The 15146-nt window shown below is 31.7% G+C and carries 16 protein-coding genes; all 16 read right to left on the bottom strand.

Annotated features, from left to right (window positions below; translation table 11 throughout):
* Positions 1-386: 386 nt before the first annotated feature.
* Positions 387-1436: a DNA integrity scanning diadenylate cyclase DisA gene (disA, locus tag E0E45_RS00080; protein ID WP_130889257.1), complete on the bottom strand. Its 1050-nt coding sequence runs from the start codon at positions 1434-1436 to the stop codon at positions 387-389.
* Entirely contained in the window at positions 1426-2817 is a 1392-nt protein-coding gene (gene radA / locus E0E45_RS00075; RefSeq protein WP_130889256.1) for a DNA repair protein RadA, read from the bottom strand. The genes disA and radA overlap by 11 nt, the downstream gene beginning before the upstream one ends.
* Before the next feature lie 8 nt (positions 2818-2825).
* The gene (coaD, locus tag E0E45_RS00070; protein WP_130889255.1) at positions 2826-3320 is read right to left on the bottom strand and encodes a pantetheine-phosphate adenylyltransferase; all 495 of its coding nucleotides are present in this window, start codon (positions 3318-3320) and stop codon (positions 2826-2828) included.
* Between the two features lie 11 nt (positions 3321-3331).
* Positions 3332-4801 (bottom strand): Rne/Rng family ribonuclease, encoded by a 1470-nt coding sequence (locus E0E45_RS00065; RefSeq protein ID WP_130889254.1) that lies wholly within the window; start codon positions 4799-4801, stop codon positions 3332-3334.
* Positions 4782-5822: an elongator complex protein 3 gene (locus E0E45_RS00060; RefSeq protein WP_130889253.1), complete on the bottom strand. Its 1041-nt coding sequence runs from the start codon at positions 5820-5822 to the stop codon at positions 4782-4784. The genes E0E45_RS00065 and E0E45_RS00060 overlap by 20 nt, the downstream gene beginning before the upstream one ends.
* Positions 5809-6516, bottom strand: a complete 708-nt coding sequence (gene rnc, locus E0E45_RS00055; RefSeq protein WP_130889252.1) for a ribonuclease III — start codon at positions 6514-6516, stop codon at positions 5809-5811. The genes E0E45_RS00060 and rnc overlap by 14 nt, the downstream gene beginning before the upstream one ends.
* Before the next feature lie 10 nt (positions 6517-6526).
* A complete protein-coding gene (gene fabF, locus E0E45_RS00050; RefSeq protein WP_130889251.1) occupies positions 6527-7765 on the bottom strand; it encodes a beta-ketoacyl-ACP synthase II in 1239 nt (412 codons plus the stop codon).
* Between the two features lie 83 nt (positions 7766-7848).
* The gene (gene acpP / locus E0E45_RS00045; protein WP_005979121.1) at positions 7849-8073 is read right to left on the bottom strand and encodes an acyl carrier protein; all 225 of its coding nucleotides are present in this window, start codon (positions 8071-8073) and stop codon (positions 7849-7851) included.
* A gap of 45 nt (positions 8074-8118) precedes the next feature.
* A complete protein-coding gene (fabD, locus tag E0E45_RS00040) occupies positions 8119-9033 on the bottom strand; it encodes an ACP S-malonyltransferase (RefSeq protein ID WP_130889250.1) in 915 nt (304 codons plus the stop codon).
* A 66-nt stretch (positions 9034-9099) separates the two neighbouring features.
* The gene (locus tag E0E45_RS00035) at positions 9100-10092 is read right to left on the bottom strand and encodes a beta-ketoacyl-ACP synthase III (RefSeq protein ID WP_130889249.1); all 993 of its coding nucleotides are present in this window, start codon (positions 10090-10092) and stop codon (positions 9100-9102) included.
* An 8-nt stretch (positions 10093-10100) separates the two neighbouring features.
* Positions 10101-11111, bottom strand: coding sequence for a phosphate acyltransferase PlsX (gene plsX / locus E0E45_RS00030; RefSeq protein WP_130889248.1), 1011 nt, complete (start codon positions 11109-11111; stop codon positions 10101-10103).
* A gap of 162 nt (positions 11112-11273) precedes the next feature.
* Positions 11274-11456 (bottom strand): 50S ribosomal protein L32, encoded by a 183-nt coding sequence (gene rpmF / locus E0E45_RS00025; protein WP_005949123.1) that lies wholly within the window; start codon positions 11454-11456, stop codon positions 11274-11276.
* Positions 11457-11492: 36 nt separating this feature from the next.
* The gene (locus tag E0E45_RS00020; protein ID WP_130889247.1) at positions 11493-11987 is read right to left on the bottom strand and encodes a YceD family protein; all 495 of its coding nucleotides are present in this window, start codon (positions 11985-11987) and stop codon (positions 11493-11495) included.
* Between the two features lie 84 nt (positions 11988-12071).
* The gene (gene ychF / locus E0E45_RS00015) at positions 12072-13169 is read right to left on the bottom strand and encodes a redox-regulated ATPase YchF (RefSeq protein WP_130889246.1); all 1098 of its coding nucleotides are present in this window, start codon (positions 13167-13169) and stop codon (positions 12072-12074) included.
* A gap of 131 nt (positions 13170-13300) precedes the next feature.
* Positions 13301-14233 carry a LysR family transcriptional regulator gene (locus E0E45_RS00010; RefSeq protein ID WP_130889245.1) on the bottom strand — a complete coding sequence of 311 codons (933 nt, stop codon included), beginning with the start codon at positions 14231-14233 and terminating at the stop codon, positions 13301-13303.
* Positions 14234-14624: 391 nt separating this feature from the next.
* The coding region (locus E0E45_RS00005; protein WP_331863941.1) for a sodium/glutamate symporter at positions 14625-15146 on the bottom strand (522 nt) is incomplete at its 5' end.

The following is a 15146-nucleotide window of genomic DNA, read 5'->3' as shown; positions in this document are numbered from 1 at the left end:
TTTTTTTAAAATTTTTATAAAAAAAAACAGCCCTGTCAGGCTGTTAAACATACACTCTAAATATACTTAGTCAGATTTCTTTATTCTATCCCAAATATTTTAAGTTCAGTCCATTTTTCCTAACGTAATCTTTTGCATATAAAAATTTATTGCTTATAATGACTATTATAACCAATATTATATATATGCTTATTATTATTACGTTAGCTGATGAATACATATCTGAACTCCCTTTCTTAATTTTTTATTTTTTTAATAATACTCCTTTTTCTAAAAAAATACAAGTATTTTTTTCAAAAAATAAAAATTATTTTTTATCCTAATATTATTCTTCCCTTTATTTTATATAAATTTATTACCTTTTGCTATTTAATAAATTTATTTCTTTATTTTTCTAATTCTACTGTAAATTTAAGTCTTTTAAGTCCATTCTTTATAGCTTTTATTTTTAATTTACTCAATTTTGTATCTGACAGTTCTTCAATAGGAGCTTCCTGTATAGAAGAAAGTTCTCCATAATTAGATACAAGTTTTTCAATATCTTTCTTTGTAAGTTTGCTTATTTTTCCAAGAATTCTATATCCTTTAGGACTTATTTTATTATCTAGGCTGCTGTAGCTTTTCTTATATCCAAGCACACTTGCAAAGTTTTCAATTTCAAGAAGTTCAGTATTAGTAAATTCTCTAAGTTGTGTAATAATACTTTCATATTCAACTTCTTCACTTTTATAGTCACTTAGAAATTCCAGCATCTCTTCATGTATATCCTGAGCCAGGTCTTCCAGCTGAAGCTCGATAAGTCTTCCCTCTGCTCCCAGTTCTACTACATATCCTTCTAATTCTTCCTCTATTCTCATCATCATTTCAAATCTTTGTAAAACTAATGCAGCATCATAAATAGTCACTATATCATCAAGTTCTAATATAGTTAGATTTGCTAATGATTTATCCAATACATATCTGTATCTTTCCATAGTTTTTAAAGCTTGTGATGCCTCATTCATGATTTCAGCCATATTTTTAAGCTTATATCTCATATCTCCTTTGTACAGACTTATAGTTTTTCTTCTTTCAGATACAGCTATTACCAGTTTATTAGTCTGTTTACCTGCTCTTTGAGCTGTTCTGTGTCTAGTTCCACTCTCTTCAGATGAATACTTTCTGTCTACTTGAAGATGTACATTAGCATATATTATTGTTTTACATTCTTCATCAACTATTATAGCTCCATCCATTTTAGCCAATTCAAAGATTTTCTCTGGTGTATATTCACAATTTATGTAAAATCCACCATCAAGCATTTTTTCTACTGATTCATCCATACCAACTACTATCAATGCACCTATTCCTGCATCAATGATATTATACAGTCCTTCTCTCAGAGGAGTTCCGGGAGTTATTTGTAAGAGCATTTCTTCAAGTTTTTTATTGACCATCCTTGTTCATCCTTTCTAAAAGTTCTTCTAAATTTTTTAAATATATTAATTTTAATTTATATTTGTTGCTATTTTTTTCTATCTCTTTTCTATTAGCTTCTGGAATATATACTCCCTTGAATCCCAATTTTTCAAGTTCTTTCAACCTTTTTTCAATAAAAAAAACTTTTCTGATTTCCCCTCTTAGTCCTAACTCTCCAATAGCTGCAATCTTCTGGCTTATTTCTACTCCTCTGTATACAGATAAAAGAGATATAAGAACAGCCAAATCTGCTGCTGGATCCTCTATATTCAAGCCCCCTGGTATATTTACAAACATGTCCTTCATAGCAAGGCTCATATGCATTTTTTTCTCTGCTATTGCAGTCAGTATCTGTATTCTATTCCTGTCAAATCCCTGAACTATTCTTTTTGGTATTCCTATACTTGATTCAGTAAGAAGTGTCTGTATCTCCAAGAGAAATACTTTTGTTCCTTCCAAGACTGGAACTACCATACTACCTGCATTTTTTTCATCTCTTTCACTCAAAAAATATTCTGAAGAGTTTTTTATCTCTTTCATTCCATCTTCTTCCATACTAAAAACAGCCAGCTCATTAGTTGAACCAAATCTATTTTTAGTACTTCTCAATATCCTGTAGAAGAGTCCCTCTTCTCCCTCAAAATTAAATACAGCATCCACCATATGCTCAAGCATTTTTGGCCCTGCTACTTTTCCATCTTTAGTTATATGACCTACTATAAAAAATGATATATTGTATTTTTTAGCAAGTTCTATTATTTTTAAAGTACATTCCCTTATTTGTGTAGGAGTTCCTGGTATAGAATCTATTGATGAATTATACAATGTCTGTATTGAATCAACTATTACTACTTTAGGCTTTTTAGCTATAAGATATTCATAGATATTAGAAACATCTGTTTCAGCCATAAGAAATAAATCTTTTGCATTTAGTTTAAGTCTTTCTCCTCTATTTTTTACCTGAGAAGGAGATTCCTCTCCTGATATATATATGACTGTTCCATATGATGTATATCTATCTGCCACTTGAAGTAAAAGTGTAGACTTTCCTATTCCAGGATTTCCTGTTACTAGTACTACCTCACCTTGAAGGAGTCCACCTCCAAGTACTCTGTCAAATTCTTCTATTCCAGTTTTGTATCTATACATATCTTCCATTTTTATATCTGAAAATGAGTATACTTTTTCAGAGGTCTCTTTTACAGAAACAGCTGAAGAAACTACAGGTGCCCCTGCTGATGTTATCTCTATCTCTTCTTCAAAAGCACCCCATTCATTGCATTGAGGACACTTTCCCATCCATTTAGATGATTTATATCCACATTCACCACAAACATAAAAACTTTTACTTTTAGCCACTTTTTCTCCTATCCTTTGATAGTTTTTGCTTTTTCTTTCACTATCTCAGCTATTTTATCATCTACAAATATATCAAGTCTGGCTCCCACCATAGCTGCTTCTCTTACTGAACTGGAACTCAAATACATGTATTCTCTTGCTGCTGGAATAAATACAGTTTCTATTTCTCCATAAGAAAGATCATGATTAGCAAAGGCATATCCCAGTTCATACTCATAGTCTGAAACTGCTCTCAATCCTCTGATTATTATATCTGCTCCATTTTCTTTCATAAAATTTATCAGAAGTCCATCAAAACTTTTTACTTCTATTTTTTCATTATCTTCTCCAACTAGGAGTTTTATCATATTTTTTCTCTCTTCAAGAGAAAACCATCCTTTTTTATTACTATTATTCATGACTGCTACAATAAGCTTATCTGTTATTTTTAATGATTTTTTTATAACATCATAATGTCCCTTAGTTATAGGATCAAAGCTTCCAGCATAAACACCTATTTTCATAGTTCTCTCCTCTATTTAACCAGAATTATTTCATATTGGCAACTATTATTTGTATCTACTTCTAATTCTATAGCTTTTTTCTTTACTTTTAAGAACTCTTTAATAATTTCAAAATATATTTCCTTAAAAGATTCTATCAAAGTTTTTGATAGTTTTACTTTTATTGTACTGATATCTTTATCCTCAGAGCACATCTTAATTTCTTTCATAAGCTCGTGGATAAGAGCATCCTGAGATTTTATTTTTCCAGTTCCATTACAATGCGGACACACTTCCTGAAAATAATATGCTAAAGGTTTTCCAGTACGTTTTCTTGTCATTTCCACAAGTCCAAGATCAGTAAAATGAACTATATTATTTTTTATTCTATCCTTTTGCAAATGTTTTTCCAAAGCTTCCAATACCTTTATTTTATCTTCTTCCACTCTCATATCAATGAAATCTATTATTATTATTCCACCAAAATTTCTAAGTCTAAGCTGTCTAGGTATCTCTTTTGCTGCTTCTAGATTAGTATTTACAACTGTTTCTTCAAGGTTCAGGCTTCCAGTATTTTTTCCTGTATTTACATCAATACTGATCAAAGCTTCTGTCTTTTGAATAACAAGATATCCTCCGCACTCTAACCACACTACTTCATTAAGCGCTTTATCTATCTCTTCATTTATACCATATAAGTCAAAGATATCCTTTTCTTTTCCATCTCTATACAGCTTTATTTTTGTTTTAAGGGTCTTCTCACTGAAGGCGTTAATATAATCTATAACTTCCCAATACACCTCTTCATTGTCCACTATAAGCTCATCTATGTCATTGGAGAAAATATCTCTCAGCACTGTAGTAATAATTCCATTATCTTTATACAGTACCTCTCCTATTTTAGTTCCTTTTATTTTCTTTTCTATATCTTCCCACTTCTTCACAAGATATTCTATTTCTCTTTCAAAATGGAACTCACTTTTCCCAAAAGCAGCTGTCCTTATTATTACACCCATATTTTCAGGTTTTATTTCTTTAAATATATTTTCTAATCTTTCTCTCTCTTCTTCATCTCTTATTTTCTTTGAAATAGCTATATGATCATTATTAGGCATAAGCACCAGATATTTTCCTGGTATTGTAAAATGCGTAGTGACTCTTGCCCCCTTCGTTCCACGAGGTTCGTTGAGTATCTGCACCACTACATCATCACCTACATTCAATATATCTTCTATAGGTCTACTGCTATTTAATATTCCATCTAGATATTTTTCTTCAAATTCTCTTAAATCATTTACATAAAGAAATCCATTTTTTTCCAATCCAATATTGACAAAAGCTGATTCCATTCCAGGAAGTACATTGGCAACTTTTCCTTTGTATATGCTTCCATTTATTCTTCCCTCTTCTTCTCTCTCTACAAGTATCTCTACAACTTTTCCATCTTCTATTATAGCTGCTCTGGATTGAAACTCATCTATATTAATTACTATCTGGTTCATTAATCTCCCTTCTAAGGATATCCAGTCTTGAATACACTCTGTCATTTACAACAACTTCATCTTTTCCAACACTATCGTCTATTTTTATATTAAAATATTCCTTCAGTCTTACTCTATTAGCTTTTTTTATTCCTACCAGTTTTGATATATTTTTTTCATTTGCCCTTATATCCAATCTTTTTTCTCTCTCTGCTATGGAGCTAAAAAAATTGTAATAAATCTCCGTTTCCACAAGTTCTCTGAATGCAGGGTGAAAAGGGCCACCTAAAACTACCCCTTCTTCTCTCAAGTCTTCACTAGGTTGTAACCCAACTCTTATAACATTCACTCCTCTGCTCTCTAAAAGTGAATATATTTTCCTAGTTCTTTCTACAGCTTCCTCTATAGATAAAGCTTTGTATTCTCCATCTTTGAACATCTCTTCCATCTTTGTTCCCTTTATCACAAGGGTAGGATATATTCTTGCTACATCTGGTTTCATTTCCAAAGCTCTTTCTGCTGTAAAAAGATCACTTTCAAAAGTTGATTCTGGGAGACCTATCATTAATTGAATCCCTAATTCTATATCATATTTTTTTAATAAAGTACAAGCCTCTGCTACTACCTCAACAGGATAATATCTTGCTGTAGCTTTTAATACTTTCTCATCTAAAGACTGAACTCCAAGTTCTACTGAAGTCACTCCATATTTTTTCAGCTGTTCCACTATCTCTTTATTTATGCAGTCAGGTCTTGTAGAAAGTCTTATCCCATCTATCAGCCCTTTTTTTATATATTCATGTACTGTCTCTAGATATTGTCTCTGGAGATCAAAAGAGATTCCTGTAAAAGTTCCACCAAAAAAAGCCACCTCTTTTTTGGAATTCTTTGGCAGAGTTTCTAAATATGTTTCTATTGTTTCTTTCAGATCTTCCATTGTCACATCAGTTTCACGTCCATTTATCTTCTTCTGATTACAAAAAACACAAGCATTAGGACAACCAAAATGACTTATAAAGATGGGAATATTATAATGCTTCATGTGTTTTTACACCTAACTTTTTACATAATTCTTTAGCTGCTGACTGCTCTGCACTCTTTTTATTTTTTCCTGTTCCTCTCCCTGTTCTATCACCAATTTTTACTTCTATTTCAAATATTTTTTGATGATCAGGCCCAGTTTCCCTTATTACTTCATAAGATGGTATTATTTTATATTCTCTTTGACTATATTCTTGCAGTATAGTTTTAAAGTCTAATATATCCTCATTTTTATCCACATGATCTATTGAATCTTTTATATGACTTAAAGCATATTTTTTTGCTGTTTCAAAATCTGAATCAAGATATATTGCTCCTAATATTGCTTCAAATGCATCTCCTAATATAGAACTTCTTTCTCTTCCACCTGTCATTTCTTCTCCCTTACTTAAAAGAAGATATTTTCCAACATCCATTTTTTTAGAAATAGATGCCAATACAGGTTCACTTACAACCATAGATTTTATTTTGGCTAAATCCCCTTCTGTTGAACTTTCATGGCTTTTATATAGATATTCAGTAACAACAAGATCTAGAACTGCATCTCCCAGCAGTTCTAGTCTTTCATTGCTTATTTTTTTATATCTCCAGTGTTCATTTCCAAAAGATCTATGGATAAGTGAATTCTTTAAAAGCTCTTTATTATTAAAAGAATAACCTAAGTTTCCTTCAAGCTCTAAATAATTCTTTTTCAACTTATCCTCCTTATTTATATTTTCTCATTGCAATTACAGCATTATGTCCACCAAATCCAAGAGAACTTGACATTGCTACTTCTACAGTTCTTTCTACTGGTTTATTCGGTACATAATTAAGATCACAAACCTCATCAGGATTATCATAGTTTATAGTAGGTGGCACTACTCCTGTAAAAATAGTATTAGCTATTAATACAGCCTCTATTCCTCCAGCTGCTCCCAGTCCATGTCCTGTAGCTCCTTTAGTAGAAGAAACTAAAAGATCTTTAGCTCTTTCACCAAATACAGTTTTTATTGCCAAAGTTTCATTTTTATCATTTGCAGGTGTAGATGTTCCATGTGCATTTATGTAATCAACATCATTTAAATCGATATTTCCTTCTTTTAATGCCATTTTGAAAGCTCTTGCAGCTCCTTCTCCTCCATCAGCTGGTGCAGTAATATGGTATGCATCACAAGTTTCTCCATATCCTACTACTTCAGCATATATTTTTGCTCCTCTTGCCTTAGCAGCTTCTAATTCTTCAAGAATAAGGATTCCAGCTCCTTCTCCCATTACAAATCCATCTCTGTCTGCAGAAAATGGTCTTGAAGCTTTTTGAGGTTCATCATTTCTAGTAGATAATGCTTTCATATTAGCAAAAGCATTCATTGCAAATGGAGTTATTGAAGCTTCTGTTCCACCAGCTATCATTACTTTAGCTCTTCCTGTTTTTATCATTTCAAAAGCATCCCCAACAGAATGAGTTCCTGCTGCACAAGCTGTAACTATAGATTTATTTGGCCCTTTTGCACCAAAATATATACCTATATTTCCTGCTGCCATGTTAGATATCATTCCAGGTATAGTGAATGGAGATATTCTTTTTACTCCCTTTTCCAACATAGTCTGATGTTGTCCTTCAAATATTTCTATTCCTCCAATACCAGAGGAAACAATTACTCCTATATCTTCACAGTTATTCTCATCTATAACAAGTCCTGAATCTTCTAACGCCATTTTAGTTGCAGCAATAGCAAATTGAGTGTTTCTTGCTAATTTTTTAACTTCTTTCTTTTCTATTCCAAATTCTAATGGATCAAAATCTTTTACTTCAGCTGCTATTTTTACAGGCATATCTGTAGTATCATATGACTCTAAAAGAGCTACTCCAGTTTCCCCTGCTAATATTTTTTTCCAGCTTTTTTCTAAACCTGTCCCCAATGCAGTTATTAATCCAAGCCCTGTAACTACTACTCTCTTCACATTCTCACCTCTATTTTTATAATTATAGTATATATAAGGAACGGGGTACATTCATACCCCGTTTCTTAATATATTAGATTTTCTTATCTTTTTGCTTCAATGTAATCCATAACATCTTGTACAGTTTTGATTTTTTCAGCATCTGTATCAGGAATTTCTACATCGAATTCTTCTTCAAAAGCCATTATTAACTCAACTGTATCTAGTGAATCTGCTCCTAAATCTTCTACAAAGTTAGCTTCTGGAGTTACTTGTTCAGCGTCAACCCCTAATTGTTCTACTACAATTTCTCTTATTTTATCTAACATTTTTTTCCTCCTTAAAATTCTTTATCTATGCATTATACTTAGATTTTACATTAAATTTTCCAAATCTTCAAGTTTTTCTATATTTTTTATTTCTATTTCCTTGTCGATTTTCTTCACAAGTCCCGCTAATACTTTGCCTGGACCGATTTCATAAATTTTTGTTACTCCCTCAGATTTTAATTTTTTTACAGTATCTACCCATTTAACTGGTCCAAAACTTTGAGTATATATCTCATTTTTTATGTCTTCAACACTGTTTAAAATATCAGCTGTAGTATTAGCTACAAGCTTTACATCTGTCATTTGGAAAGTATATTTTTCAGCTTCTTCTTTTAATTTTTCTCCAGCTTCTTTCATTAAAGAAGAATGGAAAGGACCAGAGACTGCCAGAGGCATTGCTCTTCTTGCTCCTGCTTCTTTTAAAGCTGTGCATGCTCTTTCTATAGCATCCTTTTGTCCTGCTATTACTGTCTGGTTTGGTTCGTTAAAGTTTACTGCTTCTACTATTCCTTCAACATTTTTTAATACTTCTTTTATCTTTTCTGAGTCAATTCCAATGATTGCAGCCATTCCACCATTTACTTTCACAGCTGTATCATTCATAAATTTTCCTCTTGCACTTGTAAGTTTTACTGTATCTTCTGTGCTTAAATATCCTGCTGCTCCAAAGGCTGCATATTCCCCAACTGAGTGCCCAGCAACATAATCAGGTTTTACCCCTTTAGCTTCTAATAATTTTGTAAGTATAAGGCTCATAGAAACGATAGCCGGCTGAGTATTTTTTGTTTCTTTCAATGCTTCTTCTGGTCCTTCAAACATTACTGTTTTAAGATCAAAATCAAGCTTTGAAAACAGACTGTCAAATTCTTTTTTTGCCAGTTCGCTGTTTTCATAAAGTTCTTTTCCCATTCCAACATATTGTGTTCCTTGTCCTGGAAATACAAAAGCAATTTTTGACATAAAAAGCCCCCTTATTAATTACACCTGTTTTTTTAATATATCACAGCATTTAAAATATGTCAATAATTAATAAGCCCATTTCATAACAATTGATCCGTAAGTAAGTCCAGCACCGAATCCTGTAAGAGCAATTAAATCTCCTTTTTGAAGCATTCCTTTTTCAAGAGCTTCTCCCAAAGCAATTCCTACAGAAGCTGCTGAAGTATTTCCAAATCTTTTAATATTCATATAGAATTTATCCATAGGAACATGAATTCTTTTAGCTGCTGATTCTATTATTCTTACATTAGCTTGATGTGGAAATATCATTTTCAACTCTTCTGATTTTACATTTGCTATTTTTAAAGCTTTATTAGTTGCTGAAGGTAGAGCATGTACAGCAAATTTGAAAACTTCTGATCCTTTCATTACAAGGAAATTTTCTCTGTTTGCTATTGTTTCAGCATCATTAGGTTTTTTACTTCCTCCTGCTGGTATTTTAAGAATATAATCATCTTCTCCCTCTGCTCCTAGATATGTAGAAAGCATTCCATATCCTTCTTCTACTTCTGATACTACTGCTGCTGCTGCTCCATCTCCAAAAAGAATGCAGTTGCTTCTATTAGTCATATCAAGTATTCTTGAAAGAACTTCTGCACCAATTACCAAAACATTTTTATATATACCACTTCTTATCATTGATCCTGCTATTGTAAGAGAATATATGAATCCGCTGCATGCAGCATTTACATCAAAAGATGGTACATTTCTTGCTCCCATTTTATGCTGTACAAGACAAGCTGTACTTTGAACTGGGTAGTCTGGAGTAACTGTAGCTACGATTATCATATCTATATCTTCTATCGTCATTCCTGCAACTTTCAATGCCTTTTCAGCCGCCTTTACACAAAGGTCTGAAGTTGCTTCTTCAGGAGCTGCAAATCTTCTTTCTTCTACCCCTGTCATTGTTCTTATCCACTCATCGCTAGTATCCAGTATTTTTTCAAAATCAAAGTTAGACATAATTCTTTCTGGAACATAATATCCCATCCCTTTGACTCCTACACTTTTAAATTCCATTCTACCTCCTAATTTGATTCTTCTTTGTCAATATCTATAACTTTCTTCAATTCTTCTACAAAGTTTAATTCAGCAAATCTGTTTGCAACTTTTATTGCATTTTTTATCCCATTGGAATCTGAATTTCCATGTGCTTTTATAGAAAGACCATTAAGCCCTAAAAATATTGCTCCTCCATATTCAGAAGAATCCATTTTTAATTTTATCATTTTTAAAGCAGGACGAAGCAGAAGAGCCCCTAACATATAAATAATACTCTTCTTAATTTCTGTCTTTATTATGCTCAATACAAATTTTGCAATTCCCTCTGCTGTTTTTAAAACCATATTTCCAGTAAATCCATCTGTTACAACAACATCTATTTCTCCATTCATTACTTCTGTACTTTCAACATTTCCAACAAAATTTATTGCCTTATTGTCTTTTAAAAGTTCATATGCTTCTCTTGTTATCTCATTACCTTTTCCTTCTTCTGTTCCTATATTCAAAAGTCCTACCTTAGGTTCTTTTCTTCCTAAAAGAATTTCCACATATTTAGACCCCATCATAGCATATTGATTAAGAAATTCAGGTTTACAGTCTGCTGTAGCTCCAACATCAAGCATCAGCATATGTCCTTTTTTATTAGGGAACATAGTAGCAATAGCTGGTCTTAATACTCCCCTTATTCTTTTTAGTTTAAGTTGACTAGCTGTAATAAGAGCCCCTGTATTTCCTGCTGAAACAGAAGCATCTACCACTCCTTCTTTTGCAAGTTCAAGTGTTTTGTTCATAGAAGAATCTTTCTTAGTTTTTACTGCAGTTACAGGATCATCAGTCATTTCTATTACTTCTCTTGTATCTACTATCTCTACTCTCTCTTTAGAATACTTATATTTAGAAAGTTCAGCTTCAATTACTTCTTTTTTTCCAACTAATACAAGTTGCAACTTTTCTATTTCACTCAAAGCGGCTACTGCTCCCTTTATTGTTTCTACTGGGGCATTATCTCCACCCATAGCATCTAAAGCTATTCTCATTCTTTCCTCCCTAAAATAAAAAAACATTTTCTCATATATTATACATTACTTTTTCGAAATAGAAAACTAGATATTTCAATAATTTTAAAAAAATATGTACATATAAAAAAAGACAAGATTATCCTTCTTGTCTTTTTTTATTTAGTTTGCATCTTACGTTGATTACTCAGCGTCTCCAGCTAAAACTTTTTTACCATTATAGTCTCCACAGCTTAAACAAACTCTGTGAGGTCTTTTTGGTGCTCCGCAAACTTCACAAGTTGCTAAACCAGTTCCAGTTAAAGCGTGATGAGATCTTCTCATGTTCTTTTTAGCCTTAGATGTCTTTTTCTTAGGTACTGCCATCTTAGTTTCCCTCCTACTACACTCATATTTAAAAAATTAATTTTTTATTTGTAATAATTGCTGCCACCTTGAATCTATCCCATTATCACTATACTTTTCTATTTCAGAATCGTCTTCGCATTCAGGATCGCATTGCGGGTATGGGGGCAGATCAAGTATTATATACTCTCTTACCAATTCTAATAGATCTATTTCTCCATCTACAATCTCATCATAGATTTCATTACTGTCTATTTCACATTCTGCTTTTAGATTTTTCATATATTGTCTATATGCACCTTCATCTAAAAAGCTCCCTGTAAATTCTCCATTCAGATCTACTTCAATATTTTTTAAGCATCTTACACATTGGACAATGGCTTTTGTAGAATATTTTCCACTGACTTCTATCTTACCATTACCATCAGAAATTGCACTTCCTACTATATGTATTTTATCTGAAAGTTCAATATCACCAATGCTTTCTGCATAAAAATCAAACCTTATAGTATTGTTAAGAACGCTGCTAAAATCTTTAACTCTTAGTTTCAAGACAACCTCCTCCAATCTATACCTAGATATTTTACTAATTTTTTTAAACCTTGTCAAGTAAAATTTCTTCACAAAGATTTTATTTTAAACATTAAACAGGAATTCCATTAAGTCCCCATCTTTTACTATATATTCTTTTCCTTCTAATCTCAACACTCCTGCTTCTTGTGATCCTTTCCATCCAGAATATTTGATAAAATCATCAAAAGAAACTACTTTGGCTCTGATAAATCCTTTTTCAAAATCAGTATGAATTTCTCCTGCTGCCTTAGGTGCTGTATCTCCTATTTTTATAGTCCAAGCTCTTACTTCTTTCACTCCTGCTGTGAAATAAGTTTGAAGTCCTAAAAGTTTAAAACTTGCTCTTATTAATCTGCTGAGTCCTGCTTCTTCTACTCCTAATGTTTCCAAATATTCCTGCTTTTCTCCTTCATCTTCCATTTCTTGAAGTTCAGCCTCTACTTTTGCAGAAACTATTACCACTTGTGACCCAACTGTTTCAGCATATTCTTTTACTTTTTCAACATACTCATTTCCTGCTGCTAAATCGTCTTCAGCTACATTTGCTGCAAATATCATAGGTTTTAAAGTAAGTAATTGATATGTTCTCAATAATTCAGTTTCTTCTGGAGTCAATGGTAATATTTTCAACAGCTGAAAACTTTCAAGATGTTCTTTACATTTCAATAATACTGGCATTAATTCCATTGATTCTTTATTTTTACTCGTAACTAATTTTTTATGTTTTTCAATAGCTTTTTCTATAGTTTCCATATCAGCAAAAATAAGCTCTGTATTAATAATTTCAATATCTCTAATAGGATCTACTGATCCGCTTACATGAATAACATTTTCATCTTCAAAACATCTTACAACCTGACATATAGCAGCAGTTGTTCTTATATTTGAAAGAAATTTATTTCCAAGTCCTTCACCCTTAGCTGCTCCTTTTACAAGTCCAGCAATATCTATAAACTCAACAGTTGCCTGCACTACTCTTTGTGGATTGATTATAGCAGAAAGTTGATCAAGTCTTTTATCTGGTACAGTTACCATCCCTACATTTGGTTCTATTGTACAAAAGGGATAGTTTGCTGCTTCAGCAGCTCCAGCTTTAGTTATAGCATTAAAAAGTGTAGATTTCCCTACATTTGGAAGACCTACTATTCCTATTCCAATCATTAAAAAGCCCCTCCTAAAAATTTATATTACTACAAATTTTACCACATATTAGAATATTTGTAAATACTGAGAAAATCTCTATGCAAAATAATATAATCTATTATTTTTTCTTCCCTTAAAAACTTTTCTCCTCAATGAATACTCTCTTTCATATGTTTTTTCAATAGCTCTATAAATTTAATCTTATAATCACTTTCATCAGATTTTTTAAGTGTTATTAATTCTATCTTTAAAAGTTCTGTCTGATTATTCAATGGAAATATAAACATCTCATTTTCTTTAGAATTTTTTTCATTATGTTCCAGAATTTTCTTAGTTATCATACTAGGACATACTACAGCCACAAGCCCAGAAGAACATAGAGCTATCTGAGTATCATAATCTCTTGTATAATACAGTGGCTGCAAATATACATCTTCACGTTTTGAATAAAAATCTATTAAATCATTTATTCTACTCCAACCAGGTTCTTTTACAAAAGAAATATTTTTAAATTCAGAAAAGTTTACTCCCTTTTTCATTCTTGTTAAATCTTTTAAATTAAAATTCTTTTTAAAAAGTTTAGAAGAAATTATTATATTTATTTTTTCCATTCCAAGAAGATCAGCATTATATTTTGAACTGCTGTTTACATTTACTCCTACAAATACATCAATATCTCCTTTCAACATCATCTGTTCCAGTACTCGTGTTTCATGCATTACAAATGATATCTCTACATCTGGAAATATTTCATTATATATAGGAAGAAGTTCTGGAAGAATAAGGCTTATTCTTGTAGCATTCATTCCTACAATAAGTTTTTTATTATTTTTTAATCTGGCAAATTTTGTTTTTATATCTTCTTCTATTTTTTGTATTTCCAAAACAGATTCATAAAGTATTTTCCCAGCTTCTGTAAGGGAAAAATGAGGCTTTCTATTGAAAAGTAAAATTCCATAATCCTCTTCCAACCTTTTTATATGATCACTTACACATTGTTGTGTTACAAAACATCTTGCTGCTGCTCTGCTTACACTTAATTCTTCTGCTACTTTTAAAAATATTTCAAAACTTGTTACCATACTTTTTCCTCCCTTCCTCTTACTATCTCTACAAGTTTATACTTGTAGGTTATTAAACAATATACTGTTTTACTTTTTTCTATTTAAAATTTATAATTTAAATATAAATATAAAACTTTATAAACCAAATATAATTTTCTATTTAAAATTTATAAAAAATTATCTGGATCTTTTAGATAATTTTGTCATACCCTATAAAAAACTACAGCTGTAACTGTAGTTTTTTATTCCTATACATCAATTTTAACATATTAGCTCCTGTTTGTCTTACAAGTTTCTTCTTGTAAACAGCTAAACTATATCCTGTACTATAAAAATAAGGCTGGTCATAAAAGACCAGCCCTTGTGAGTTAGGGTATTCACAACAAATATAGAAAGTTCAACAATAGTTTTATTTAAACATATTGATGAAAAATGTTATTACTGTTGCGTTTGTAAAATCTATAAATAATGCTCCAACGATAGGCAGAACAAAGAAAGCTCTTGTTGCAGGTCCATTTTCTTTAGTAAATACTTCCATGTTAGCCATTGCATTTGGAGTCGCTCCAAGTCCAAATCCACAGTGTCCTGTTGCTATAACAGCAGCATCATAATCTTTTCCGTTGAAATTAAATGTAACGAAGTAAGCATAAGCTGCCATGATTGCTGTTTGTATCAACAGTATTGAAATGATAGGAATAGCAAGTGCTGCAAGTTCCCACAATTTCAATGTCATCAATGCCATTGCTAAGAATAGAGAAAGTGCTATATTTCCAGTGATAGATATTTCTTTCATAGGAAGCACCTTTTTTTGCATATCAACTATATTTCTGATTATAGCTGCAATAAACATTGGCCCAATATATGCTGGAATAACAATTCCATAACCTTTCAAGAATGGTGCTATCCAATATCCAATTCCCATTGCCAATGA

Origin of the sequence: Fusobacterium ulcerans ATCC 49185, from assembly GCF_900683735.1 — a bacterium.
Classification (GTDB): Bacteria; Fusobacteriota; Fusobacteriia; order Fusobacteriales; family Fusobacteriaceae; genus Fusobacterium_A; species Fusobacterium_A ulcerans_A.
Note: the sequence above shows the minus strand (reverse complement) of the source record. Positions and strands in the feature narration are given on the sequence as shown.

Excerpts from the sequence above, each read along its gene's own strand:
- disA (WP_130889257.1), bottom strand. The coding sequence starts at position 1,436 with ATGGTCAATAAAAAACTTGAAGAAATGCTCTTACAAATAACTCCCGGA.
- coaD (WP_130889255.1), bottom strand. The coding sequence starts at position 3,320 with ATGAAAATAGGTGTTTATGCTGGAAGCTTTGATCCTATAACTAAGGGA.
- E0E45_RS00065 (WP_130889254.1), bottom strand. The coding sequence starts at position 4,801 with ATGAACCAGATAGTAATTAATATAGATGAGTTTCAATCCAGAGCAGCT.
- E0E45_RS00060 (WP_130889253.1), bottom strand. The coding sequence starts at position 5,822 with ATGAAGCATTATAATATTCCCATCTTTATAAGTCATTTTGGTTGTCCT.
- acpP (WP_005979121.1), bottom strand. The coding sequence starts at position 8,073 with ATGTTAGATAAAATAAGAGAAATTGTAGTAGAACAATTAGGGGTTGAC.
- fabD (WP_130889250.1), bottom strand. The coding sequence starts at position 9,033 with ATGTCAAAAATTGCTTTTGTATTTCCAGGACAAGGAACACAATATGTT.
- E0E45_RS00035 (WP_130889249.1), bottom strand. The coding sequence starts at position 10,092 with ATGGAATTTAAAAGTGTAGGAGTCAAAGGGATGGGATATTATGTTCCA.
- plsX (WP_130889248.1), bottom strand. The coding sequence starts at position 11,111 with ATGAGAATAGCTTTAGATGCTATGGGTGGAGATAATGCCCCAGTAGAA.
- rpmF (WP_005949123.1), bottom strand. The coding sequence starts at position 11,456 with ATGGCAGTACCTAAGAAAAAGACATCTAAGGCTAAAAAGAACATGAGA.
- ychF (WP_130889246.1), bottom strand. The coding sequence starts at position 13,169 with ATGATTGGAATAGGAATAGTAGGTCTTCCAAATGTAGGGAAATCTACA.
- E0E45_RS00010 (WP_130889245.1), bottom strand. The coding sequence starts at position 14,233 with ATGGTAACAAGTTTTGAAATATTTTTAAAAGTAGCAGAAGAATTAAGT.